This window comes from Oleiharenicola lentus, assembly GCF_004118375.1.
Taxonomy (GTDB): Bacteria; Verrucomicrobiota; Verrucomicrobiia; order Opitutales; family Opitutaceae; genus Lacunisphaera; species Lacunisphaera lenta.
On sequence record NZ_SDHX01000001.1, the window covers coordinates 2,171,677 to 2,194,821 of the forward strand.

Genomic DNA, 23,145 nt, shown 5'->3' on the forward strand with positions numbered 1-23,145 from the left:
TTAGCAAGGGAAATTTGGTTTTCTTGAAAAACGGGCCGTCATTTACGCAAAGCATGGATGGCCTGAAACTTCTGCCCCATGTGGGCCGGATGCAAGAGGTGCATCAGCATGCGCTTGCGCGGGCTCAGGCCCTTGGCCTCGGCCGCGGTCATGGCGGCGAGTGCTGCCGTGGCATGACGGGCGAAAAAGCTCTCCTGGGACTCAACCACGGGTTCGTTGAAGCTGTTTTGCGCGAGCCCGTCCTCAATCCAGTCCCAGCAAATGTGGCAGGTTAAATCCTGCTCGCCGGGACGGTTCAGCAGGTCGTCGCCCATTTTTTGGCGGAAGTAGGTGCGGGCTGTGCCCGTCGGCATCTCCTCGGCGAGTTCCCGCCAGGTGCGGCCATAGTCAAAGGCCAGAAACAGGCCGGTCCATGGCTGGCTCACGATGCGGTGCAGCAGGGGGATCGTGCGCAGCGGCAGATCGAGGTGATAGCCCTCGGTCGAGGTCTTGGGCAGGCGCGTCCGTTCAGCATCAAGCTCGGGGCAGAACCTCGGCAACTCCACCTCGGCGAGTTGTCCGTCACGCAGCGCCACCCCTAGCTCACGCCAGGCACCGTCGCGCCAGAGCACGCGGTGAAAGGGCTGGGCATCGAAGAGTTCGTTGGAAAAAAGCACGACGGGTCCGGTGGCGGCCAGGGGTTCACCGAGGCGGATGGTGCGGTAGGAGGCAAACGGATGGGGGATGTCGCGCAGCACGCCCCCGCCGGGTTCGGCGCCAATCTCGACGAAGTGGAAATCCGCCGGCTGCCCGGGGGCGAGGAGTTTGGTGGCGGCGGCGACCACGAGTTCGCCGAAGACCGGATTGAAGGAGGTCGCCGTGTAGAAATCCGCCTTGCGGTCGCGGCCCACGCGCCGGAAGTCGCGCGTGTAGTAGCCGGCGGTCGGATGATACATCGCCAGCTCCATGAAGCGCGCGAAGGGCACGCCGTGCTCCACGCCCGGCTCGGCGGCCATGATTTCCCGGAAATGCGCGGAGGAACCCATTTACAAAGGGAGCCATTTGCCCACACTGCGGGCCGATGTTCAAACGTTTCCTCGCGATTTCGACCGCGGTCCTCGCCGGCTTCCTGCTGGCGCAGTATGCCGCGCGGCAGCAAGGCGCGCCCAGCTGGTGGCCGGACCGGGACCGTGACCGCCAGGTGCGCTACTTCAAGGAGGTCCTGCAGCTGGTGAAGGAGAACTACGTGGGTGATGCACCCGCGGACTACGCCTCGCTTACCCGGGCGGCGTTGGACGGCATGGTCGGGAGCCTTGATCCGCATTCCGAGTTTCTCGCCGCCGATGCCTTTCGTGAAACCGAGGATGAGCTGGCCAATGCCTTCACCGGGGTCGGCATCCAGGTCGAGCAACGCGACGGCCACATCGTGATCGTTGCGCCGATTCCCGGCACCCCGGCCGACCGCGCCGGTCTCCAGCGCGGCGACCGGCTGGTGAAGATTGACGGCAAGGCCCTCGTCAACCCGACCCTCGACAGCACCATCAGCCTCGTGCGCGGCGAACCGGGTTCGCTCGTCACGCTGACCGTGTTCCGGCCCGCGCAAAACCGCTCCATCGACTACCCCGTGCGGCGCGAGCGCATCAAGCTGGAGAGCGTGCGCCTGACCGGCATGCGCGCCGGCGGGGTCGGTTACCTGCAAATCACCCAGTTCAGCGAACGCACCGGCGAGGAATTCGGCAAGGCGCTGGCCGAGCTCGAAGCGCAGGGCCTGCGCGCGCTCGTCATCGACCTGCGCAACAATCCCGGCGGTCTGCTCGACGCGGCCATCGATGTGTGCAGCGAGTTTTTCGACAAGGACGAACTGATCGCCTTCACGCAGGGCCGGTCACCGGACACCCGCGAGAGTTATTACTCCTCCAACGGGCACCGGAAACGCGACTATCCCGTGGCGATCCTGGTCAACGGCGGCAGTGCCAGCGCGGCGGAGATCGTTGCCGGCGCGATGCGCGACAGCAAACGCGCGGTGATTGTCGGCGAAAAATCATTCGGCAAGGGCTCCGTCCAGAGCGTGATCGAGCTGGACAACGGCGAGGGCCTGCGGCTCACGACCGCACGCTACTACACGCCCAGCGGCATAACCATCCACGAGCGCGGCATCCTGCCGCATGTCGAGGTGGAGGTCAGTCCCGAGGATGAGGCGCGCATCCGCGTGCAGCAGGCGCGGCCGGATCTGGCGGTTTCCACCGAGGATGATTTCAAGCCCATTGAGGACATCCAGCTGGCCGCCGCCGAGGAAGTCCTGGCGGGCGTGCTGGCTTCCGGAAAATGATCCTCGCGCTGGAGAGCTCCTGCGATGAGACGGCGGTTGCGGCCTTCGATCCGGCCGCCGGTTTTGCCGGTGAATGGGTGCACAGCCAGATTGCGTTGCACGAGACCTACGGTGGCGTCGTGCCGGACCTGGCCAGCCGCGAGCACCTCGCGCATTTCGGACCGATTTTGCAACGTGCGCTGGCCACGATCCGGCCGGAGCAGGTCACGCAAATTGCGGTGACCCGGGGGCCGGGGCTCGCGGCCTGCCTCGCGATGGGCCTGGCCGCAGCGAAGTCGCTGGCGCTCGTCTGGCGCGTGCCGGTGGTGGGCGTGAATCACCTCCGCGCGCACGCCTTTTCACCGTTCATCTCCCTGCACGCGGCCAATCCGGCAGCCTTCGACACGGAACTTGCCCGGCTCCTGCCGCACCTCGGCCTGCTGGTGTCAGGCGGCAACACGGCCCTGTTCAGCATCGATGAGGCGAGGCGCATCACGCTCCTGGCCTCGACGATGGACGATGCGGCCGGCGAGGCGCTCGACAAGGGGGCCAAACTGCTCGGACTCGGCTATCCCGGCGGCCCTCAGGTGGAGAAGCTGGCGGCGGCGGGCGATTCCGCCGCGTTCGCCTTTCCCAAGGCCGTGGCGCAGCGCTCCACGCTCGAGTTCAGTTTTTCCGGGCTCAAGACCAGCCTGCGTTACCAACTCGAAAAAATGCAGCCGGCCGGGGTGGAGATGCGCAAGGCCGACCTCTGCGCCAGTTACCAGGCGGCGGTGTTTGATGCGCTGGTGCGCAAAAGCCGGCTGGCGTTGGAGCGGGGGGCTTACCGCAGCTTCGGCCTGTCGGGCGGCGTGGCCAACAACCGCATCCTCCAGGCTTTGCTCGAGAACGTCGCGCGGAGCCAAAATCTGCCATTCTGGCGGGCGCAGCCGAAGCACACCGGGGACAACGCCGGCATGATCGCGTTTGCCGCCAGCGTGGAGCGAGAAGCCGGTGGTGTGAGTCAGGCGGGGCTGGGCTTGGAAATTGCCCCGAGTCTGCCTTTGACCGCATCCTGAAGTCCCGCTTGCTGGTCCGCCGCCGGATTGCTTTGCTGACGGGGTGTTGACGCGTTGCCTGCTCCTCGCACTCCTGCTTTGCGGTTCGATCGCGGCCCAGGAAACCCTCGCCATTCCGGCCGAAGAACTGGCCCGGGCTCCGACCGCGGCGCGCATTTCCGCCCTCGTGGATCGGGCCACGGCGCAAGGGTGGGGCAGCGTGATGCCCGCGCTGCGGTCGGGAGCGCAGTCGGCCTACGCGGCTAACAGCGGCTACTCGGCGCAGTGGTATTACCTTTACCGTTGGGCCCGGCTGCTGGGCACGCCTTACGCGAAGGCGATCCAGGACTGGATCAAGTCCGTCGAGAAGGCGCAGGTCGCCCACGCCAACATGGCGGCGAGTTACGAATACCGCCCCGGCTCGCTCGCGGCCGGACTTTCCCGGGAGCTGCTGCTGGCGCTGCTCGGCAACGCCACGATGTCGGAAGAATTTTTCCAACTGCTGTCCCCGCTCGACAATCCGGCCGAGGTGCTGGCGATCCTGCAGAAGATCCAGCAGAAGGAGCCGGCCCTGTTTGCCGCCTATCCGTCCTTGGCGCTGGCCGTGGCGGTGGTCCACGATGTGCCCCCTTCACCCCAATGGCCGCACGGCCAGGTGAGCGCGACGTTGTTGCCCCGGAAGCCGCCGCCGCCGGAATTGCTGTTCGGCCATCTGGCCCGGCAGGACCGCGCCAACGGCACGGGCCACAAACTGGTCCGGCTCCCGGCGAGCGAGCTGAAATTCCTCGTGGATATCGTGACGCCCTTCGCCGAGCTGGACTGGGCGCGCCAGAACGTGGCTCCGGGACTCGCCGATCTGGGCAAGGCCTACGACCTGATCAAATACCGGAAGGACCGGGTCGCCGCCAACCAATACAACTGGCCGGGCAACGCCTACACTTTGCCGGTGATCTTTCAGCAGGGCGGCATCTGCGTGGACCAGGCCTATTTCGCGAGCACGGCGGGCAAGGCCAAGGGCATCCCGACGATCATGTTCCGGGGCGCAGGCCTCGACGGACGGCATGCGTGGTTTGGTTTCCTCGACGCCAACCAGCGCTGGCAGCTCGATTGCGGCCGTTACGAGGAGCAGAAGTTTGTCACCGGCCTGGCGTTCGATCCGCAGACTTGGGGCAACATCAATGACCACGAGCTGCTGTTCATCACGGAGCGTTTCCGCGCGCTGCCGACCTACAAGTTGTCGGTTCTTCATGCGGAGTTTGCCGGCGACTACCTGCGCGAAGGGCGCCTGGACCTGGCGCTGAAAGCGGCGCGCGAATCGGTCAACCGCGACCGGCGCAACCTCGACGGCTGGGAAATCCTGCTGGCCGCGCAGAAGGCCGGTGCGCCCGCTGACCTGCGGGCGCAGGAGGCAATCCTGCGCGAAGCAGTGCTGGCGTTTCAGAAGTATCCCGACCTTGAGATCAGGTTCTCGCGCGCCTTGATTGAAATCCTCCGCCAGCGCGGGGAGACCAGCCTGGCGGCCTTCGAGGAGCAGCGGTTGGCCAAAAAATATCAGGCCGGCCGGCAGGATCTCAGCCTGGGACAGATGGCCGCGGTCATGCAGCGGAGCATGAAGACCGACGATCTGGCCACGCAGATCAAGGTCTTCAACCGCACGCTGGACACGAGTGGCCGGGGCGCGGGCATTGATTTTTACGACAATCTCGTGGTGCCGTTCGTGGTCCACCTCGCCAGCCAGGGCCAGATGCCGGCCGCCTTGCAGGCGGTGGAGCGGGCGAAGCGGACGCTGCGGGTGGAGCCCGGTTCACAGCTGGAGGGTGAAATCGCCACCCTGGCCGCGCGGCTCAAATCGGCAGATTTTCCCAAAAAAGCGGATTGAGCATGAACCTTTTCCGCCTTGTAGGCGTCATACAGCCGGCTTCACTGCCAGTCACTCATCATGTTCGAAATCATCAAGGGCGCCGGCCTGCTCATTTACCCGCTCTCGCTGTGTTCAGTCGTGGCCGTTTACATCATCTGTGAACGGCTCTTTGCGCTCCGCAAGGAGGCGGTGCTGCCGGACGATTTGGTGGACAAGATCATCGAGGGGAAAATTCCCGAGGGCGGCCGTCACTCCGTGATGGCGCGCATCGTGGACTATGCCAGCCGCCACAAGGGCGACCCGGAGGCGGTCAAGGCCTTTGCCCGGCTGGAAATCAACCGCATGGAGCGTGGTATTCCGTATCTCGACGTCATCTACATCGCGGCGCCGATGCTCGGCCTGACCGGCACGGTGATGGGCCTGCTGAGGGTGTTCGGGCAGATATCGCCCGAAACCGGTCTGCCTGATCCGGCGGCCTTCACCAAGGGTGTGTCGCTGGCCCTGTCCGCGACTCTGATCGGTTTGATTGTGGCGCTCGTTTCCATCGTGCCCGCCGGCTACCTCCAGCGGAAGATCGAGAACTACGCGGCGAAGATCGACCTGCTCCTCGAGCGCATCCTCGCGACCCACGCCAAGTCATGAGCGGCCTGCTTCTCAAGCGCCGGCGCCGCCCGGAACTCAATCTCCTCCCGTTGATCGACGTGCTGGTGATGCTCGTCTTCTTTGCCTTTGTCACGATGCAGTTCCGCTCGATGACGACGATGAACCTGACGCTCCCCAAGGTGGAAACCGCCGGCAAGAGCGAGATCAAGGACTCGCTCACAATCAGCATTACCAAGGACGGCGGGGTCGAGGTCAACGGACGCCCGGCCAGCATGCAGCTGCTGGAACAGCTGGTGCAGGAGATCGGCCGGGTCAGCAAGGATGTCACCGTCGTCATCCGCTCCGACGAGAACACGCCGTTGCGTTATGTGACGCAGGCGATGGACACCTGCCGCAAGCAGGGGCTGAACAAGATCCGGTTGCAGTCGCGGTGAGTGCAGGAGCTTGCTTGCAAGCGATTAACTTGGCCGCCGGTAAACCGATTCCTGCATGAAAAAGCTCATCGTCATCACCGGTGTCACACGCGGACTGGGCCGGGCCCTGACGGATTGGTTCATCGCCAACGGTCACACCGTGGCGGGCTGCGGGCGCGGGGCGGCGATTCTTGACATGCGTTTCGATTATCCGGCGCCCAATGATTTCTCCGTGGTGGACGTGGCGGAGGACAACAAGGTCGCGCTTTGGGCGGAAAAGACGCTCGCGGCCCATGGCGCCCCGGATCTGCTGATCAACAATGCGGCGCTCATGAACGACCCGGCGCCACTGTGGAAAGTGCCCGCCGCACAGTTGAACAAGCTGATCGACGTGAACATCAAGGGCGTGGCGAATGTCATCCGCCATTTCGTGCCGGCGATGGTGGAGCGGAAGTCCGGCGTGATCGTGAACTTCAGTTCCGGCTGGGGCCGCAGCACCTCGCCCGAGGTGGCACCTTATTGCGCATCGAAGTTTGCGATCGAGGGACTCACCCAGGCCCTCGCGCAGGAACTGCCCGCCGGTATGGCGGCGGTGCCGCTGAATCCGGGGGTGATCGACACCGACATGCTGCGGCAATGCTGGAGCGAGGGGGCGTCGTCCTATCCGAAGGCCGAGGCTTGGGCCCAGGTGGCGGCGCCGTTCATCCTCTCGCTCGGAGCGAAGGACAACGGACATTCAGTAAGCGTGAAGGCCTTCGAGGATTGAAATAAAAATGCCCGGCTGGTCGGCCGGGCAGGCGGGGCGCAAGGGCGTGTCGTGCTCAGGACTTCAATTCCTTGGCAATCCAGTCGGTGAGGAGAGCCTTGTCGTAGAAGAGCGGCTCGCTGCGGCCGATAAGTCCCGGGTTGTTCATGAAGTTGAGGTCGGTCAGGCGGCGTTCGCCTTCCTTGATGACCTGACCCTGTTCATCGAGCAGCCGGAACGTCAGCTTCTGCCGGGGAATCCAGATGTCCCGGATCACGCGGACATCATGCGCATTGGCATTGGTCGGAACAAAATCACCGGCCAGGTCGATGTCGGTGAACGTCACTTCCAGTTTCTGACCCGGCGCCAGGCGCCTTTCGGCCGACTTTTTCAGGTGCGTGGCCAGAGTGTCCAGGTAGTGCTTGTCAGTTTCACCGCCGAAGCTGGAGCGGGCGTCCGTGAACTTGTCGGATTCGTGGAAGGCAACGCTGACGCTCTCCTTCTTGGCGTCCTCGGCCATGAGAGCCGAGCACGCGACGAGAGCCGCGGCCATCAGCAGGGAGGGAGTAAGGTGGATTTTCATGGTGATGAGAATGACAGGCCGATCCGGGCTTTGTGCCATGGGGGAGCGGATTTTTTCGCCGGCTAATCCCGTGAATGGGAGTCGATTATCAGGGTTACCGGACCGTCGTTGGTGAGCGTCACCTGCATCATTGCGCCAAACTCGCCCGTCTGCACGGGACGGCCGAGGGCCGTGCCCAGCTGGACGATGAACTGTTCGTAGAGCGGACGCGCGGTTTCGGGGCGCGCGGCGGCGTTGAAGGACGGTCGCGTGCCCTTGGCCGTGCTCGCGTGGAGCGTGAACTGGCTGACAAGCAGGAGATCGCCGCCGATGTCGGCGACGGATTTGTTCATCTGGCCGGCGTCGTCGGGGAAGATGCGCAGTTTGGTGATCTTCTGCGCAAGCCACTCTCCGTCAGCGGCGGTGTCGGCTGCTTCAATCCCTTGGAGGATGAGCAACCCACGGCCAATCTGTCCGCTCACGCGTCCATCGATCGTGACACTGGCGGAGGAGACGCGCTGGAGGACAACTCGCATGGCGGTTCGAAGTAACAAGTATCAGGTAACAGGTGCCAAGAAGCAGACCCGACGGGGAGCCGTCCTGATGCTTGGCACTGGTGATGTCCCACCTGCCGGGGCTCAGAGCATCGGCAGGTGCGGCTCGACCTCGGCGTCGTAGTCGATGCCGGGCAGGCCGAAGCCGAACATCTTCAGGAACTCCGTGCGGTAGCCGGCGATATCGGTGAGAGCGGCCAGGTTCTCGGTCGTGCATTGCGGCCAGATCTTCGAGACCTCGGCCTGCACGTCGTCGCGCATTTCCCAGTCGTCCACGCGCACGCGGCCCTCGCTGTCGAACTTGGGCTGGTTGCCGTTGTAGAGCTGCGTGGCGAAGAGGCGCTGCATCTGCTCGATGGTGGCCTCGTGAATGCCTTTGGCCTTCATCACCTTGTAGAGGATGGAAATGTAGAGCGGCACGACCGGGATGGCCGAGCTGGCCTGGGTGACGAGCGCCTTGTTCACCGAAATGAAGGCGCGACCGCCGACCGTGGCCTTGAGCTTGGCGTCGATGGCCTTGGCGGCGCGTTCGAGATCGATCTTGGCGCGGCCGATGGTGCCATCCTTGTAGATCGGCCAGGTGTGCACCGGTCCGATGTAGGAGTAGGCGACGGCGGTGGCGCCGGGGGCGAGCAGCTTGGCGTCGCCCAGGGCCTGCATCCACATTTCCCAGTCTTCGCCGCCCATGACGGCGATGGTGTCGGCGATGCCGGCTTCGTCGGCTGGCTGGATGGTGACCTCGCTCACGATGCCCTTGTCGGTGTCCACCGTCTTGTTGGTGTACGGCGCGCCTATGGGCTGGAGGGTGGATTTGTGCACGGCACCGGTGCGGGGATGCTGGCGGCGGGGCGAGGCGAGGGAATAGACGACGAGGTCAACCTGCCCGAGGTCCTTGGTGATGTTCTCGAGGGCCTGCTTCTTGATGTCGTCGGAGAAGGCGTCGCCGTTGATGTTCTTGGCGTAGAGGCCGGCGGCGTGGGCGGCCTTGGTGAAGGCGATGGTGTTATACCAGCCGGGGGTGGCGGGGCGACCTTCCTCGGACGGGCGCTCAAAGAAGATGCCGAGCGTGGCGGCGCCGGAGCCGAAGGCGGCGGTGATGCGCGAGCCGAGGCCGAAGCCCGTGGAGGAACCGATCACGAGAACCTTCTTGGGGCCGGACTGGATCGGGCCCTTCGACTTCACGTAATCAATCTGCTGCTGGATGTGGGCGGAGCAACCCGTGGGGTGGGCGGTCACGCAGACGAAGCCGCGGACCTTCGGTTTGATGATCATTGCCGGCGAATTCTTGCGGGGCCCCCGGGGCTGACAAGAGCCAAGTTAAGACCGCAAAATCTTGCTTGCGCCGCTCCGGCGGCGAGGCGCGCGGCTCAGATCTCGGGCAGTTTGCCGAGCAGGACGATAGGACCTTCGGCTTTCGGCACGCCGCCCTTCTTCTCCAGGCTGATGGCAAAGGCCGTGGCCCGGGTGACGGGCTGGTCCGGACGGAAAGCCAGGGATACGCTGCCGTCACGGGCGACATGGAATACGCCGCCGTTGACGGGATTCTGATAAGCCGGGTCGATCACCCAGATCTGGTAATCCTGTTCGTCCGCGATGGCGGGCAGCTTTTCGAAGGTGAGCAGACCAGCCTGCTGCTCGGGGTCCCACACGGCGATGGCACGGGCCTCGGCGGTGTTGCCGGCGAGCGAGGCGAGCGCGGAAACCTTGAGCCGCGCGAGATTCTCGGAGCGTTGGAGGCGCTGGCCGAGTTCGGTGATCATCTGCTCTGCCACCAGTGAGCGCTCGGCCAGCTGGTTGCGCGCGCTTTCGTAGGCAATCTGGTCAAGCCGCTGCTGGGCGCGGAGTGAATCGTTTTGCGAGCGGAACGAGAATGCCTGGGTGGCAAACCAGGTGGTGCTCAGGGCAAAGGCCGCGGCCGCGGCCCACGGAACATAACGCCAGAGGGGAAACTCCACGGTTGCGGCGGGGGCGGGGCGGTCTGTTTCGGAACTCGGGGTGCAGGCGGCCAGAACACTGGCCTTGAGTCCGGCCGGGACCGGAATGGACGGGGCGGCGAGCGCAAGCGCGGCGGTCGGTTCGGCGAGCGAAGCAACCAGACCTTGGAACTCCTGACTGCCGGAAAGCTCGGACTCAAACGCGCTCCGATCGTTGCCGTCGAGGAGACCGAGGGCGTGCAGGGCAGCCAATTCTTCGTGGCGTTCCGTGATCATAACCGGGCGGGAAGACGGTCCTTGAGCTTGAGCAGGCCGCGACGGATGCGCGCCTTGATCGTGCCGAGCGGCTCCTTCAGCCGTTGGGCGATCTCCTGCTGGGTGAGCCCCCCGAAGAAGGCCAGTTCGATGGCTTCCTGCTGGTCGGGAGCGAGCTCGGCGAGGGCGGCGCGCACGGCGGCGCTTTTTTCGCGCAGCCAGAGCGATCCGGCGGAATCAGCCTCGCCGGCCGGGGCGGGCTGCAGGTCCGGGGCGGCCGTGGAAAGAATCTCGGACCGGCGTTGCCGCATGCGAATGCGGTCAATCGCGCGGTTGCGGGTGAGGGTGACAGCCCAGGAGAAAACACTGCCCCGGCCCGCGTCGTAGCTGGCCGCCGTGCGCCAGAGCTGGATGAAAATGTCCTGCGTGAGGTCCTGCGCCTCGGTCGCATCGCCCAGCATCCGGATCGCCAGGGAATAAAGCGGGCCGCTCAGCTGGTCGTAAAGCGCCGCCATGGCCTGTTTGTCGCCCTTGGCCATGGCCGCAACCAGTCGCGCCTGCTCCTGCTGGCGGTCGTCGCCGTTGGGGGGAGTGGGGTCTCCCTGACTCATGCGACCGGCGTGCCCCCATTCACGTCCGGACGGACGGAGACCGCTGACAGGGTGTGCGGAAACTGTGGCCAGGAGCATGGCATGGGATACGTGTGATGGGCAGGCACGGATGCAACGGTCGGGAATTCCTCCGGCATGGCAATCCCAATGCCACTTACAACACGGCCAGACCGATCAACCCCAGCACCACCAGCGTCGCGACAACCGCGAGCGTGAAAATTTCCTGCTTGGTCAGGGAGAAGGGCATGGTCAGAGGCCGGCTTTGGCCAGGCCGCGCAGGATATCCTGCATGAGAGGTTCAGCGGCAAGTTCGTTCCAGGGGCGGTTGCTGGAGAGCCGCACGAAATACTGGCTGCCCTGCCGGCGGAAGCCGTAGCGCCAGGCGATTTGCAGCAGGGCGGGGATGGAGTAGGGGTCGCGGTAGTCGATCACCCGCCCGTCAAACACATGCCAGAACCACACATGCTGGGCGAGCCCGCGGTCAGTGCGGAAGACCCGGTGCTCAGCCGGAGCGAGAGCGCCACCTGCGGCGGAAAGGGTCTGGCGACGATCCTCGTTGCTGGTCTGGCTGGTCCAACCGGCACCGGGCCAGCAGGCGTCGGGCGTGTGCGAGGCCACCCGGCTCACGGAGGTCTGGCCGGGCGGCCAGTAGGCGATGTAAACGGTGACTTGCGCAGGGTGCCCGCTGATCGACGGGTGCAGGTAAGTGCGCTCCATCAGGTGGGTGGTCTCGAGAATGCCGGTGAACTGGTAGAGATCGTCGGAGTCCCGCGCCAACCATCCGGGCGCGGCCGCCGGCAGGAACTCGCCCAGCCGGGGCGGATCGGTTTCCGTCACGGAGTGTTCGCGTGAATGCGCGAAGAAGAACAATCCCAAGCCGGCGGTCAGCGCCGTTCCGGTCCAGAAAATCGCCAACAGCGGCCGCGGGATCAGTCCGGAAATGACTTCCGGAGATGCGGGCCGGTCGCGCTCCTTGGATTCCAGCAAAACGGCAAGTCCGGCCAGCGCGGCGGCCGTGAGCCCAAGAATGGCGAAACCCGTGGCGTCGTGCCAGGTGCCGGCGATGTCCACGCCATCGTTGGCCAGCAGGGTCAAGGCGAGCGAACGCAGGAGGTTCATGCCGAGCGCCAGCACCGGGGCCGCCGCGATCAGCACCAGGCGGCGGAGCGGGCGACGCACCTGCCAGGCGGCAAAAAAGAATCCCGCATACACGCACGAGATCAGGCTGCGCACACCGCTGCACGCCTCCTCGACGCCGACCGTGGTGCGGGCCAGCTCGATCACGTTGCCGTGCTGCCGCGCGGGCACGCCGATAAGGTGCAGCACGTTCATGACATTGTCCGTCACCCAGGTTTGGAGACCGAGGGTGAGCCTGGCATAGGTGCCGTCGGGAATCGGCGCGACCAGCACCCATAGCAGCACGGCGGTCACACTGATCCAGTTCAGGGGCACCAGCCGGAGATTCTCGTGGGCCAGCACCAGCAGGCCTCCGCCCAGCAGGCAGACCAGCGAGGCCGAAAGCAGGAAAAGCACGACGGCATGCGACCAGGCCAGGGTGGCGGCAAAGAGTCCCGCCAGGGCGAAGCCCAGGAGCGCGGCGCCGAGCAGCGCGCCGAGCAAGGGTGCGGTCCAGGCGCGATCCGGCATCCAGCGCCAAGGACCCTGCTGACGGCTTTCCCGGATCAGCAGCAGGAAAATCAGCGGGGCGAAGAACCCGTGGGAGAGATCGGGATTCCGCCGCCATTCCGGCCAGAGGAACAGGCAGACGAGGATCGTGCCCAGCAGCAGAACCGCGAGCACGCCGGTCGTGCGGGGCGAAGGGCGGACGGCCGTGGGCGCCGGACTGGAAACGGCGTCGGTCATTTCGTGGCGGGCATGTCGGCGCGTTCGAGCATGACGTAGAGAATTTCCAACGGCACGGGGACCAGGGTCAGCAGCTGCCCCACTTGCGGCAGGCTGTTGGGTTGGTGCAGGAGTCCGCCGACGGCGCGCAGGGCTTTGGCGTCGGATCCGGTGAACCGGCTGACTTGCTCCGCCAGGCGCTCGGCCCGGTTGCTATCGCGGCCGGCTACGGCGGCCAGATAGACCGCATGGTAAAGCGGCAAACTTTCGTTGGTCAGAGCCGGTCCGTCCCGTAGAAAACGGTCAACAAAACGGGCGAGCCCCGCGGGTTCGGGATGGCGGATGAAGCTGGCGGAGAGCTGCGCGACCAGCCGCGGGGTGATGGGGTAGCTCAGAAGGGTGTCGTATTCCGCCGCAATCAGGGAGGTCCAGCGCTTGGTGTGGAGGATTTGCAGGCGCAGGATTGAAGCCTCGTCGGCGGGCAGCAGGTTGCCCTGGGCATTGATCAGCTCGAGCGCCTGTTCGGGGCGTTCGAGCTGCAGCAGGCGTTCCACCTGATAAAGCGGAACATACGGGCTGCCCGGGCGGCGGCTGAACCGCGTCAGCCGCGCGATCGCCTGGTCTTCGCGGCCCTGCAAAAAAAGAATCTCGGTCTGCACGATCTCGAGGCACCAGTCGGGCAGGCTGGTGTGTTCCTGGATGAGATTCGCGAGTGCGGCTTCATCCTGGGTTTGGCGCACGGCAAAGAGCAGGCAGTGGAGCCAGGCCTCCCGCCGGCCGGCGTCCTCGGTGAGCATGGCGGCGGCCAGCGGCTTGATCTGGGCGTATTGGCCGCGGGCGAGCAGGGTGCGCACCCAGATCTGCGCGGTGGCCGGGCGTTGCTCGGGCACGTCGCGCATCAGGCGCTCGTAGATGTGTTCGGCCACGTAGGGCTGGCCGGCCATTTGCGAAAGACCGGCCAGGGTCAGGCCGGCGGCGTAATTGCGCGGGTTCAATTCACAGACGCGCTGCAAGGCGAGCAGCGCCTCGGGGTAGCGACCCGCGGCGATGGCCTGCTGCGCCTGCGTCGCGTAGAGCTTCTCCTGGGAGGCGCGCAACTCCGGCCAGGCCGGCGGCCAGGCAACACTCACGTAACTGACTTCGTAACTGGCGCTCCGCAGGAAGGCGAACACGACCACCGTGCCCGCCGCATAGAGGACGGCTCCGGCCGCCGCACCGTAAAGGGCGGCCCGCCCCCAGAAGGGGCGCACGCGCTCGGCATCCACGCCGCAACGCCAGCCGTCCTTGGTCTGGGTCAGCAGCGGACATGCCCGCCGAAACCGTTCCGGTCGGCGCCAGTGCGTGATCGCGCTGCAACGGGAGTCGAGGGCGTGGCCGGAGTCGCTGTAGTGCTGGCAGGGGCACGAGTCGCGATGCGCTCCGCGCAGACGGAACCACGTTTTTCGGACGTTCCAGTAAAGGAGCGCCCACCAGAACAGGAAAAAATCTGTCAGCCAGCCAGCCACGGCGGTACCGTAGGGTTGCGGGTGGTCGCCGCAACGCGCAATTGAGGGGCGGACTTTGACGGAAAGGGATTTCTGGCTAGGATTCCGGCTCCATTCCACGCCATGAAATCGTTCACCCACACCCTCCTGGCCGGAGCCGCGCTGACGGTTCTGGCCCTCGCTGCCCAGGCGGCGCCCGCAGTCGGCCAACCCGCGCCGGACTTCTCCCTCACGGACATCCACGGCAAGACGCACAGCCTGTCTGCCTACAAGGGCAAGGTTGTCGTGCTCGAGTGGGTGAATCCCGAGTGTCCCATCGTGATGAAACATTACGAAAAGAGCGGCAACATGCCCGCGACCCAAAAGGCCGCGCAGGCCGAGGGGGCCGTGTGGTTGTCCATCAACTCCGGCCACCCGGGCGCCCAAGGGGACTACGACGCCACCAAGGTCGGCACCTGGAGCCAGAAGAACGGCGCGGCCTTCAGTGCCTATCTCCGCGATCAGGATGGCAAGGTGGGCAAACTCTACGACGCCCGCCACACGCCGACGCTCTTCATCGTCGATGCCGAGGGGAAGCTCGTCTATGCCGGCGGCATCGACAGCATCAGCTCGGGCAACGCCGCCGACATTTCACGCGCGACGAACTACGTGAAGGCCGCTTTCGAGGACATCAAGGCCGGCCGCCCGGTCGGCAAGTCCGTGACCAAGGCCTACGGCTGTAACGTGAAATACGCCAACTGAGCCGCCACAGACTTCAAGCCTTCAGGCCGGGGTGATTCACCCCGGCCTTTCTTTTTCAGCGGGCTTCCGCACGGATCTTCACTCGGTGCGCAGGGCCTCCAAGGGATCGACCTTCGTCGCGCGGCGCGCGGGGATATAGCAGGCAAACAGGGTCACAACCAGCAACAGTCCGGACACCGCCGCGAGGGCGGGCAGGTCCAGGCCGGCGGCGCGCGGCATGATTGAGCCCAGAAAGCGACTCAGCCCGATCGCGCCGCCTAGTCCAAGCGCCAGCCCGGCGGCGGCCAGGCCAAGACCATGGCGCATCACCAGCTGCAGCAAATTGGAGGGACTCGCCCCGAGCGCGAGGCGGATGCCAAATTCGCCGGTGCGCTGCGTCACGAGGTTGACCGTCACGCCGTAAACGCCAACGGCGGCGAGGCCGAGTCCGAGCAGGGCAAAGGCTCCGAGCAGCTGCGCCGAGAGGCGGAGATTATGCTGCGCGCCACGGACTGCTTGGGGCACCGTCTGGATGCCAAAAGCAGGCATGTCGGGATCGAGGGCTTCGACGGCCCGACGCATCGGTTCGACGAGCGTCTCGGGCCGGTCGCTGCGGACCACGAGATAAATCCAGCCCCAGGGCTCATGGACCAGCGGCTTGTAAACCACGAAAGGCGTGGAGGGCGGCTGCAGACTTGCGACGCTTTCTACGTCGCGCACGACCCCGATGACCTCCGCCCAGTAGGGCTGACCGCTGTCCATGCTGCACAACCTTTGACCGACGGCGCTGCGGTCGGGCCAGAGGGCCTTGGCCAGGCTGGCGTTGATGACGACCACCCGCGGTCCCCTGGCTTGGATGTCCGCATTGAAGAGCCGTCCCTCCAGCAGCGGAATGCCGACGGTGGAGAAATATCCCGGGGTCACCATCGTGTGACTGGCGGTGGGGAATTGGGCGCTTGAGCCCGGCGCCTGACCCTCGGTCAGCACCTGGCGGTCGGCATTGTAGCCGTTGACCGGCAGGGAGGTCGCGAGGGCCGCGCGCTCGACTCCGGGAAGGGCGGAGAGGCGCCGCTCCAGCTCCTGAAAATACACGATGCGCTGCGGGTCGTTGTTGATGCGGGTGGCGGGCACGGGCAGGGTGGCGGTGAGCACGCGGTCGGAGTCCCAGCCCGGCTCCCGTTCCAGCATGCGCTCGAGGCCGCGTTGCATGACGCCGGCGCCGCCGAGCAGGACCAACGCCAGGGCAACCTCGGCCACGATGAGGAGATTGCGGGCCCGGCCAAGGCCGCGACCGGCGCTCGAGCCGCGGGACTGCTGCTTCAGCACGGCGTTCACGTCGGTGCGCGCGGCCAGCCACGCGGGGAAAATTCCGAACAGCACGCCCGTGACGAGCGATACGCCGAAAGTGAGGGCGAGCGTGACCAGATCGAGGGAAAGCGTCGCGCCGGCGGCTCCTCCCGTCAGCAGATGGCGTTCGATGAGCCGGTTGAGGGCGGTGGCGACAAGCAGGCCGAGCGCGCCGCCGGCCAGGGCGAGCACGAGGCACTCGCGCAACTGGTGGCCGATCAGGCTGCCGCGCGTGGCGCCCAAGGCGGCCCGGATCGCGAGTTCCCGGGCCCGCGCGGTGGTCCGCGCGAGCTGGAGGTTGGCGAGATTCGCGCAGGCGATGAGCAGCACAAAGACCGAGAGGGCCAGGAGCATCCAGGTCATGTTCCGCATGAGGCCGTCGGTCACGGCATCCTGGAGCGAGAGCACGCGGTAGCGCAGACCGTTGTAGATGGACGGATGGTCGCGCGCCTGTGTGGTCGCGAGCGGGGCCAAAGTGGTCGCGGCGGCGGCCAGCGTCGCCCCGGGCCGGAGACGGCCAAACAGCGTGAACACCCGGTAGTCGCGCCATTCCTGTTGTTCGCGGGTGAAGTTGAGCGGCCGCCAGTAGCTCGCTCCTTCCCACAGCGGCCGGTATTCGAAGATGGGTGGCATCACGCCGACAATCTCCACCGGCTGGCCGTCAAGGCGGACGATCCGGCCGAGCACGTCCAGGCTTCCGCCGTAGCGCTGCTGCCAGAGGGTGTGGCTGATGATGATCACCGTGCTGCGGCCGGGCTGGGTTTCCTCGGCCGTGAAAGCGCGCCCGATCAGCGGCCGGGCTCCAAAAAGCGCAAACAGCTCAACCCCGCCCAGCACGCCGCGCAAACGGGTGGTGGCCTGCCCGGGCTCGGCATAGGTGGTGTAATCCCAGCCGAGTGTGGCCAGGATTTCGAAATCCTGGGCGCTGGCCCGGATTTCGTTGAGTTCCGCATAAGAAAAAAGATCCATGCGGCCCTGCGGCGTCACCCCGATGATGCGGGCGATTTTATCCTCCCCGGGAAACGGCGCCGAGTGGAACAAAAGGGCCTGCACGCCGCTGACCATCGAGGTGTTGATTCCGATGCCGAGCGCCAAGGTGACGAGCGCGACGATCGTATGGGCCGGACTGCGGAGGAGGGAGCGGATCGCGTGGATCATGCAGGAGGGATTTGCAGGGTGCCAAATGCGAGCAGGGAGCCGTCGTCGTGCACATAAGCCGCCCCGATTTCGGGATGCGCTGCACAAAATTCCCGAATCGCGTCCGGCGCCATGATGAAGAAGGCCGTCGAGAGTGCGTCGGAAACCGCGGCGTTGGGCGCGAGCGCCCAGGTGCGCCGGGTGCGCTCCGCCGGCCGGCCGCTGCGGGGATCGACCAGATGCGAGCCCTTCACTGCGATACCCGAGCCACTGAGCGCGGCATGGATCAGGGGGACCGTGCGGTAGGTGTCGCCTTCGCCGAGCCCGAGATGCCAGCCGGGTTCGCCGGCGGGGGCGTCGAGCGCGAGGGCTGTGCTGCCGCCGCTCTGGAGCAGGGCGGCGGTGATGTCCCACTCGCGCAGCGTGGCAGCCAGGCGGTCGAGTGCGTAGCCTTTGCCGACGGCGCCCAGATCCAGATGCAGGCGCGCGGCGTGGGAGGTCAGCGTATGCTGCCCCGGGTCGAGCGAGTAAAGGGGGGCGTCAGGTGCGGCGCCCTCGGCCGCCACGGAAGCGTAGGCCGGGTCGAAGGTGCGGCGGGTCGCTGCGGAGACCTCGGCGGCGACAAGCAGGCAGTGCAGCGCGTCTTCGCCGAGCACGATGCTTTCACCGCAGTCTAGCCGGTTGGCGCGCGCAATGTCGCTGGATTCGACGTAGCGGCTCAGCTCCGACTCCAGCCGGTCGAGTTCGCGAAACGCGGCGGTCGCCGCTTGACGCGCGTAGGCGGTGTCCTGCCCGGCGATAAAGAGGCCGAAGGTCGTGGCCATGGCCTCGTGTTCGAAGCGGGCGGGAGTCATCGCGGAAACCTCCGGCGGAGTTCGCCGCGCAGGCGGAGCATGGCGAGGGCGGGCTTGAGCCAGAGGCGGAGGAAGCCGTATTTCGAGTCGCCATGCCGGCGCGGATGGTGGCGCACCTGGCGCTCGCCGACGCGAAAGCCGGCGGCCACCGCGATGGCGGGGAGGAAGGATTGCATCAGCTCGATGGGGAAGAGGGCTGTGCGGACCTCGCGGCGCATCACGCGGAGCTGACAGCCGGCGTCTTGCACGCCGTCGGCGAGGAAGCGGCGACGGACAGCGTTGCCCAAACGCGACATCGCCTGGCGCAGGAGGGAATCGTGCCGGTCGGCGCGCCAACCGCAGGCGACATCGAGATCGCCGCGCTCAACGAGGTCGAGCAGTTCGGGAAAGTCGCGCGGGTCGTTCTGGCCGTCACCGTCCAGGGTCAGCAATAGTTCGCCCCGCGCGGCGTGGAGACCGGCCAGCAGGGCGGCGGCCTGGCCGCCGTGGGGCAGGGGCAGGTCGCGGCATTGCGGCCAGCGGGAGCAGGCGGCGGCAATCTCCTCGGCGGTGGCGTCGGTACTGCCGTCATTGGCGAGGATGATCTCGAAGTCACCCTCGCGGGACTTGAGCACGTCCACGCAGACCTCGACAAGCGGCAGGATGTTGCCGGCCTCGTTGTAGAGCGGGATGACGAGCGAGAGGTGCGGTGTCATGGCTGGCGCTTGAAGACCACCAGCGTGAACCCGGGCCGCAGGCCGACGAAGCTGGACGTGTAGCGGCCCTTGAGTTTGGCCTCAACCTGCCCGGCGAGTCCGGCGGAAGCGATCACCAGCGTTCCGTCGCAATCGTCGGGCACGGTGTTCCAGTAGCCGACGTTGTTCAGTCCGCGCCAATACCAGGGCAGCGGCCAGACCTCTTCGCTGATGACGCGCACCGGACCGTCGGAGGCGTCGGCCAGCGGGCGAATTTTCAGGATGTCGGGCGAGGTGTGAACGTAGGCGTAGGGATTGCGCTCGTCGGCCGGCCGCTGGAAGGAGGTAAGCTTGACCTGTGAACTCAGCGTGAAGAGGACGACGAAAGCCATGAGGTTGCCGGCCTGGGTCCAGCGTTCCGGCACGGCACCGAGCGCTCCGGCGGCAAGAATCGCCAGACCGGGCCCCAGATGAATAACATGCCAGGGCGTTTTGTAGGAGGCAAAGGACAGGATTAGAACCAGCACGACGGTGAACCCCGCGGCACCGCGCAGAAGCGTTCGCTTGGTGGAAAACAGAGCGACGACCAGGCCGCTTAACGCGAGCAGGGAAATGCCCAGCTGATGGGTGATCACGCCTCCCTCCTGACGCCAGCCGAAGAGGGAGAAGTAATACCACCACGGCTTCTCGTGGCCGGTGAGGCCCGCGGCCAAGCGCGTACCGAAAGTCGTGTAGGTATCCCACGCTGCGCCCAGTCCGGCGAAGTGGGTGCCGAAGGAAGAATAGAACAGACCGGCGACGAACACGGCCATGAGCAGAGAGAAAATGAGATGGCGTCTGATTTGAGCAGGCGCGGGTGGCAGCGGGCGCGCGACAGCGAGGCCGGCCAGCGCAGCGAGGACGAAAAGCGGCGCGCTCGCCTTGGTCGCCTGCATGAGGCCGGCGCAGACACCGGCGGCGAGGGCCCAGCCCAACCGGCCGCTGCGCCACCATTGCATGCCGGAAAACAATGCCCCAAGCGCGAAGGCCAGCAGCAGGGATTCCTGGATGAAATAGCGGCTGTAGTAAACCGCCGGCGGCGAGAGCGTGAAAAAGGCGGCGGCGAGCAGGGCAGGCCTGTGGCCGAGAGGTAAGGCGAGGAAGTAGAGCAGCAGCACGGCAACGGTGCCGGCTATCGCGGGGACGAGGCGCACCGTGGTCTCGCTCAGCTGCGCGAGGGTGTGTTCGCCACGGAGCCAGGCGACGGGCAGAACGGCATAGTAAAGCGTGGGGCCGTGGTGGTCGGCGGGGTCGAAGGTGTAGCCTTGGCCTGCGAGCAGCTGGCCGGCCTTCACCGCCTGGTTGGCTTCGTCGGCGTGCATCGGCCGCCGGTCGAGATCCCAGACGCGCAGCCCAAGCGCGAAGCAAGCGATCAGCGCGAGGGGGAGCCAGCGTTGCCAGACGGGTGACATGGGGCGACCCAAGTCAATGCGCTTGCCGCACGGTGGCAATCCCGGGCAGCAAAAAGGGCGCGCCTGAGACGCGCCCCTGGAGAGAAGGATGCCTTTCGCTTACTTGGCCGGGGTGCCGAAGACCTCGACTTCGCAGTAGTGGTTGAGCTCGTTGGAAGTGTTGCCGTTGGAGTACAGGCGGACGTAGCGGGCCTTGGTGCCCTTGGCGTCCACGATACGCCCCATGTTGCTTTCGATGTAGTTCACATCCTTGCCGGCGCCGAGGGCGGACGAGTTGTCGTCGTCGGTGTTGTAGAGGGTGGTGACACCGGTCTTGAAGGTCTTGTCGTCGGAGACCTGCACGATGAAGTCGTGATAGACGCGGGCCTGCGAGTGGAAGTGCCAGACCACGATGGCGGCGAGCGGCGAGGAGGCGCCGAGGTCGATCTGCACCCATTGCGTGCCGGGTCCGATTTCCAGGAACGATCCGTCCATGCCGGTCTTGTCACCGTCGGTGACAAAGCCCAGTTCGCCGATGACGGGGAACTCGTCGCTGCTGGTGACTTCCTTGCCGGCGGAGAGGAGCACGGTGCCGGCGGGCACCATGAAGTCGGGGCGCTTGTGCGAGAAGACCTCGAGGTTGGCCATCTTGATGGGGCGCGGCGTGCCGACGAAGAGCGGCTTGGGCAGGTCGAGCTGGAGCGCGACCTGTTCCTGCGCGGAGACCGCACAGAGACCCAGGGTGAGGGTGAGCGTGAAGGTGAGGAGGGAGCGGAGTTTCATGGGAAGGGGGAGCGGTGGTGGATTCTTGAACCGGTGTGTCATCCTGAGCCCAGCGAAAGATCCAGAGGTAAAGCGAGACAGGACAGGACGACGGTTGTGCCTCTGGATTCTTCGCGTAGCTCAGAATGACAGGCTTCGGGAGTGCCAGTTAAATGACAAAGTCCTCCGGCTTGAAGGTGAGCATCTGGCGGGCGGCGATGGCCTCGTTGACCTTGAGCACGGTGACGGCGCTGGCGAAGGCGGATTCACCGGGGCAGTTCAGCGGCGTGCCCTGGCGGATCGCGTCGAAGAAGTTCTCGAGGTGCGGCTGGTGGATGGCCTTGTCGAGGGTGACGGGGATGTCCCAGGCCGAGAGCTCGGCCGTCTCGCGGACGTCCACCGTGGCTGCCTTGGAGGGGCCGCCGAGCTTGGGCTTCGGCTTTTCCCAAGGCTTGACCGGAGCGGGGGCGCCTTCGCCGGAACCCGGGCGGAGGATGAGGCCCTTGTCCACCCACTGGTCCCACTCGGGCGCACGGGCCTCGCGGTAGAGTTTGGTGTACTTGGGATTCTCGGAGATCTTCAAGGCGCCCTCGTCGCCCATGAAGTATTCGTGGTAGCCGCCGCCCGCGCTCGTCGTGGTGAGCACCTGGTAGGTGGCGCGAACCGGGCCGGCGGGTGTCGCGTATTCATAGATGGCGAAGGCGTTGTCATACCACTCGTGGTTCTTGTAGTAGTCCACGCCACCGCCGGCCATGACCGAGGTGGGGTTGGCGCCGAGCAGCCAATTGAAGATGTCGATCTGGTGCGCGCCAAGGTCGGAGATCGGGCCGCCGGCGTAACGTTTGAACCAGCGCCAGTTCCGGAACTCGTGCATGTTGGCGTAGCCGTATTCGGCGAGCTTGGCCTCGGGCAACGCGTAGCGGGCCGGGTAACCGAGATCCTCGGTCACCGCGCGGTTCCACTGGCCGGAGGCGTTGGTGATGCGGCCGAGCATCTTCGCGTCGCGGACGATCTTGTCGCGGGCGTGCTGGTAGCGCGGGTTGCTGCGGCGCTGGTGGCCGACCTGCAGCAGCTTGCCGGACTCGCGGGCGGTGACGACCATCGAGCGGGCGGCATCCACGGTGTGGGCCATGAGCTTCTCGCAATACACGTGTTTGCCGGCCTTGAGGGCGGCGTTGGTGTGCTCGGCGTGGACGAAGTCCGGCGTGGCGACGATGACGGCGTCCAGATCGGGCACCGCCGACAGCATCTCGCGGTAGTTCTCGAAGGGCTTGGCCTCGTGGCCGAACTTGCCCAGCAGGCGCTCGGCGTAGGTGCGGTTGTAGGGCCAGATGTCGCAGACGGCCTTGAAGCGGATATCCGGGATCTTGAGCGCGGCGTTGAGGAGCACGCGGCCCTGTTCGCCGCAGCCGATGAGGCCGATGTTGAGGGTCTGGCTGCCGGACGCCGCGCGGATCACGCTGGGCGCGGCGACGAGCACGGCCCCGAGCTTTGCGCCGGTGGCGAGGAAGTCGCGCCGGGAGAAGGACGGGAAGGAGGAAGGAGGAGTCGCGGGCATGGCGCGGGGATCAGTTCTTGTCCGCCCAGAGGGCGAAACGGTTGTGCTTCACGAGCACGAGGGCGCCGGCGATGAGGCCGACATGGATGGCCAGCCAGGCGACGCCTTCGGCCTCCTGCACAGCCATGAGGCCGAAGGAGAGCCCGACGTAGAGGAGGCCGGTGAGGATGAGCGAGCAGCGGGTACGCAGGCCCAGCAGCAGCATGGCGCCGAAAAGGATGAGCAGGTAGCCCAGCGCCATCGCGAAGCTCTTGGTCATCCACAGCGGCATGAACGACGCCCCGGTGATGCCCGAGGCCATGCGGGCCATGTTCGCGTAGTAGTTCTCGAAGGAGTATTTGCCGCCGGACTCGAACTTCTCGATGCCGGCCAGCAGGGTGCGCAGGCCCAAAAAGAGCCGGAGCAGCAGGAAGGCAGCGGTGTATTCGGAACAGCAGGATTTGGCGGTGGGGGCGGTGTTGTCGCTCATGGTGAT

The 23,145-nt window shown here is 65.9% G+C and carries 22 protein-coding genes; 7 read left to right on the plus strand and 15 right to left on the minus strand.

From position 1 onward, the window contains the following. Nucleotides 1-38 precede the first annotated feature (38 nt). Nucleotides 39-1,025 carry an SAM-dependent methyltransferase gene (locus ESB00_RS09015; protein ID WP_129047368.1) on the minus strand — a complete coding sequence of 329 codons (987 nt, stop codon included), beginning with the start codon at nt 1,023-1,025 and terminating at the stop codon, nt 39-41. Nucleotides 1,026-1,060: 35 nt separating this feature from the next. Here ESB00_RS09015 and ESB00_RS09020 point away from each other — a divergent pair, with 35 nt between their 5' ends. From ESB00_RS09020 to ESB00_RS09045, 6 genes are read left to right on the plus strand one after another with little or no spacing between them, the layout of a single operon-like run. Beyond that, the gene (locus ESB00_RS09020; protein ID WP_129047369.1) at nt 1,061-2,308 is read left to right on the plus strand and encodes a S41 family peptidase; all 1,248 of its coding nucleotides are present in this window, start codon (nt 1,061-1,063) and stop codon (nt 2,306-2,308) included. Then, a complete protein-coding gene (gene tsaD / locus ESB00_RS09025) occupies nt 2,305-3,345 on the plus strand; it encodes a tRNA (adenosine(37)-N6)-threonylcarbamoyltransferase complex transferase subunit TsaD (protein WP_129047370.1) in 1,041 nt (346 codons plus the stop codon). Before ESB00_RS09020 ends, tsaD begins: the two co-directional genes overlap by 4 nt. 43 nt (nt 3,346-3,388) lie before the next feature. Continuing rightward, nucleotides 3,389-5,203 carry a transglutaminase-like domain-containing protein gene (locus tag ESB00_RS09030; RefSeq protein WP_129047371.1) on the plus strand — a complete coding sequence of 605 codons (1,815 nt, stop codon included), beginning with the start codon at nt 3,389-3,391 and terminating at the stop codon, nt 5,201-5,203. A gap of 60 nt (nt 5,204-5,263) precedes the next feature. Further along, the gene (locus ESB00_RS09035; RefSeq protein WP_129047372.1) at nt 5,264-5,827 is read left to right on the plus strand and encodes a MotA/TolQ/ExbB proton channel family protein; all 564 of its coding nucleotides are present in this window, start codon (nt 5,264-5,266) and stop codon (nt 5,825-5,827) included. Next, a complete protein-coding gene (locus tag ESB00_RS09040) occupies nt 5,824-6,222 on the plus strand; it encodes an ExbD/TolR family protein (RefSeq protein WP_129047373.1) in 399 nt (132 codons plus the stop codon). The genes ESB00_RS09035 and ESB00_RS09040 overlap by 4 nt, the downstream gene beginning before the upstream one ends. A gap of 55 nt (nt 6,223-6,277) precedes the next feature. Continuing rightward, nucleotides 6,278-6,967 (plus strand): SDR family oxidoreductase, encoded by a 690-nt coding sequence (locus tag ESB00_RS09045; protein WP_129047374.1) that lies wholly within the window; start codon nt 6,278-6,280, stop codon nt 6,965-6,967. A 55-nt stretch (nt 6,968-7,022) separates the two neighbouring features. Here the strand turns inward: ESB00_RS09045 and ESB00_RS09050 are convergent, their stop codons facing one another. The 7 genes from ESB00_RS09050 to ESB00_RS09080 form a co-directional block, all read right to left on the minus strand. Continuing rightward, nucleotides 7,023-7,529 carry a DUF3016 domain-containing protein gene (locus ESB00_RS09050; RefSeq protein ID WP_164976117.1) on the minus strand — a complete coding sequence of 169 codons (507 nt, stop codon included), beginning with the start codon at nt 7,527-7,529 and terminating at the stop codon, nt 7,023-7,025. A 62-nt stretch (nt 7,530-7,591) separates the two neighbouring features. Further along, entirely contained in the window at nt 7,592-8,044 is a 453-nt protein-coding gene (gene dtd, locus ESB00_RS09055) for a D-aminoacyl-tRNA deacylase (protein ID WP_129047376.1), read from the minus strand. A 102-nt stretch (nt 8,045-8,146) separates the two neighbouring features. Next, the gene (gene fabV / locus ESB00_RS09060) at nt 8,147-9,334 is read right to left on the minus strand and encodes an enoyl-ACP reductase FabV (protein WP_129047377.1); all 1,188 of its coding nucleotides are present in this window, start codon (nt 9,332-9,334) and stop codon (nt 8,147-8,149) included. A 95-nt stretch (nt 9,335-9,429) separates the two neighbouring features. Beyond that, nucleotides 9,430-10,272, minus strand: a complete 843-nt coding sequence (locus tag ESB00_RS09065; protein WP_129047378.1) for an anti-sigma factor — start codon at nt 10,270-10,272, stop codon at nt 9,430-9,432. Continuing rightward, nucleotides 10,269-10,862 (minus strand): sigma-70 family RNA polymerase sigma factor, encoded by a 594-nt coding sequence (locus ESB00_RS09070; protein ID WP_164976118.1) that lies wholly within the window; start codon nt 10,860-10,862, stop codon nt 10,269-10,271. Before ESB00_RS09070 ends, ESB00_RS09065 begins: the two co-directional genes overlap by 4 nt. Before the next feature lie 249 nt (nt 10,863-11,111). Continuing rightward, nucleotides 11,112-12,725: an exosortase/archaeosortase family protein gene (locus ESB00_RS09075; protein WP_129047380.1), complete on the minus strand. Its 1,614-nt coding sequence runs from the start codon at nt 12,723-12,725 to the stop codon at nt 11,112-11,114. Further along, nucleotides 12,722-14,209: a tetratricopeptide repeat protein gene (locus tag ESB00_RS09080; protein WP_129047381.1), complete on the minus strand. Its 1,488-nt coding sequence runs from the start codon at nt 14,207-14,209 to the stop codon at nt 12,722-12,724. Before ESB00_RS09080 ends, ESB00_RS09075 begins: the two co-directional genes overlap by 4 nt. Before the next feature lie 102 nt (nt 14,210-14,311). Between ESB00_RS09080 and ESB00_RS09085 the strand changes: the two genes are divergently transcribed. After that, nucleotides 14,312-14,929 carry a redoxin domain-containing protein gene (locus ESB00_RS09085; protein WP_129047382.1) on the plus strand — a complete coding sequence of 206 codons (618 nt, stop codon included), beginning with the start codon at nt 14,312-14,314 and terminating at the stop codon, nt 14,927-14,929. Nucleotides 14,930-15,007: 78 nt separating this feature from the next. On the opposite strand, the gene ESB00_RS09090 is transcribed toward ESB00_RS09085, so the two are convergent. From ESB00_RS09090 to ESB00_RS09120, 7 genes are all read right to left on the minus strand, one after another. Continuing rightward, nucleotides 15,008-17,413, minus strand: coding sequence for an ADOP family duplicated permease (locus ESB00_RS09090; protein ID WP_129047383.1), 2,406 nt, complete (start codon nt 17,411-17,413; stop codon nt 15,008-15,010). Beyond that, nucleotides 17,410-18,246 carry an FAD:protein FMN transferase gene (locus ESB00_RS09095; RefSeq protein ID WP_129047384.1) on the minus strand — a complete coding sequence of 279 codons (837 nt, stop codon included), beginning with the start codon at nt 18,244-18,246 and terminating at the stop codon, nt 17,410-17,412. The genes ESB00_RS09090 and ESB00_RS09095 overlap by 4 nt, the downstream gene beginning before the upstream one ends. Then, complete coding sequence (locus ESB00_RS09100; protein ID WP_129047385.1) at nt 18,243-18,941, minus strand: glycosyltransferase family 2 protein; 699 nt, start codon at nt 18,939-18,941, stop codon at nt 18,243-18,245. The genes ESB00_RS09095 and ESB00_RS09100 overlap by 4 nt, the downstream gene beginning before the upstream one ends. After that, nucleotides 18,938-20,371: a flippase activity-associated protein Agl23 gene (locus ESB00_RS09105; protein WP_129047386.1), complete on the minus strand. Its 1,434-nt coding sequence runs from the start codon at nt 20,369-20,371 to the stop codon at nt 18,938-18,940. Before ESB00_RS09105 ends, ESB00_RS09100 begins: the two co-directional genes overlap by 4 nt. Before the next feature lie 99 nt (nt 20,372-20,470). Beyond that, nucleotides 20,471-21,133 carry a discoidin domain-containing protein gene (locus tag ESB00_RS09110; RefSeq protein WP_129047387.1) on the minus strand — a complete coding sequence of 221 codons (663 nt, stop codon included), beginning with the start codon at nt 21,131-21,133 and terminating at the stop codon, nt 20,471-20,473. A 148-nt stretch (nt 21,134-21,281) separates the two neighbouring features. Next, entirely contained in the window at nt 21,282-22,670 is a 1,389-nt protein-coding gene (locus tag ESB00_RS09115) for a Gfo/Idh/MocA family protein (RefSeq protein ID WP_129047388.1), read from the minus strand. Between the two features lie 10 nt (nt 22,671-22,680). Beyond that, nucleotides 22,681-23,139 carry a DoxX family membrane protein gene (locus tag ESB00_RS09120; protein ID WP_129047389.1) on the minus strand — a complete coding sequence of 153 codons (459 nt, stop codon included), beginning with the start codon at nt 23,137-23,139 and terminating at the stop codon, nt 22,681-22,683. Between the last annotated feature and the right edge of the window lie 6 nt (nt 23,140-23,145).

What these genes read in the sequence shown, in the direction of transcription:
- ESB00_RS09095 (WP_129047384.1), bottom strand. Translation starts at nt 18,246, where the DNA reads ATGACTCCCGCCCGCTTCGAACACGAGGCCATGGCCACGACCTTCGGC.
- ESB00_RS09105 (WP_129047386.1), bottom strand. Translation starts at nt 20,371, where the DNA reads ATGTCACCCGTCTGGCAACGCTGGCTCCCCCTCGCGCTGATCGCTTGC.
- ESB00_RS09100 (WP_129047385.1), bottom strand. Translation starts at nt 18,941, where the DNA reads ATGACACCGCACCTCTCGCTCGTCATCCCGCTCTACAACGAGGCCGGC.
- ESB00_RS09065 (WP_129047378.1), bottom strand. Translation starts at nt 10,272, where the DNA reads ATGATCACGGAACGCCACGAAGAATTGGCTGCCCTGCACGCCCTCGGT.
- ESB00_RS09035 (WP_129047372.1), top strand. Translation starts at nt 5,264, where the DNA reads ATGTTCGAAATCATCAAGGGCGCCGGCCTGCTCATTTACCCGCTCTCG.
- ESB00_RS09015 (WP_129047368.1), bottom strand. Translation starts at nt 1,025, where the DNA reads ATGGGTTCCTCCGCGCATTTCCGGGAAATCATGGCCGCCGAGCCGGGC.
- ESB00_RS09090 (WP_129047383.1), bottom strand. Translation starts at nt 17,413, where the DNA reads ATGATCCACGCGATCCGCTCCCTCCTCCGCAGTCCGGCCCATACGATC.
- ESB00_RS09020 (WP_129047369.1), top strand. Translation starts at nt 1,061, where the DNA reads ATGTTCAAACGTTTCCTCGCGATTTCGACCGCGGTCCTCGCCGGCTTC.
- ESB00_RS09085 (WP_129047382.1), top strand. Translation starts at nt 14,312, where the DNA reads ATGAAATCGTTCACCCACACCCTCCTGGCCGGAGCCGCGCTGACGGTT.
- ESB00_RS09070 (WP_164976118.1), bottom strand. Translation starts at nt 10,862, where the DNA reads ATGAGTCAGGGAGACCCCACTCCCCCCAACGGCGACGACCGCCAGCAG.
- ESB00_RS09075 (WP_129047380.1), bottom strand. Translation starts at nt 12,725, where the DNA reads ATGACCGACGCCGTTTCCAGTCCGGCGCCCACGGCCGTCCGCCCTTCG.
- ESB00_RS09040 (WP_129047373.1), top strand. Translation starts at nt 5,824, where the DNA reads ATGAGCGGCCTGCTTCTCAAGCGCCGGCGCCGCCCGGAACTCAATCTC.
- ESB00_RS09120 (WP_129047389.1), bottom strand. Translation starts at nt 23,139, where the DNA reads ATGAGCGACAACACCGCCCCCACCGCCAAATCCTGCTGTTCCGAATAC.
- ESB00_RS09050 (WP_164976117.1), bottom strand. Translation starts at nt 7,529, where the DNA reads ATGAAAATCCACCTTACTCCCTCCCTGCTGATGGCCGCGGCTCTCGTC.
- ESB00_RS09045 (WP_129047374.1), top strand. Translation starts at nt 6,278, where the DNA reads ATGAAAAAGCTCATCGTCATCACCGGTGTCACACGCGGACTGGGCCGG.
- tsaD (WP_129047370.1), top strand. Translation starts at nt 2,305, where the DNA reads ATGATCCTCGCGCTGGAGAGCTCCTGCGATGAGACGGCGGTTGCGGCC.
- dtd (WP_129047376.1), bottom strand. Translation starts at nt 8,044, where the DNA reads ATGCGAGTTGTCCTCCAGCGCGTCTCCTCCGCCAGTGTCACGATCGAT.
- ESB00_RS09110 (WP_129047387.1), bottom strand. Translation starts at nt 21,133, where the DNA reads ATGAAACTCCGCTCCCTCCTCACCTTCACGCTCACCCTCACCCTGGGT.
- ESB00_RS09115 (WP_129047388.1), bottom strand. Translation starts at nt 22,670, where the DNA reads ATGCCCGCGACTCCTCCTTCCTCCTTCCCGTCCTTCTCCCGGCGCGAC.
- fabV (WP_129047377.1), bottom strand. Translation starts at nt 9,334, where the DNA reads ATGATCATCAAACCGAAGGTCCGCGGCTTCGTCTGCGTGACCGCCCAC.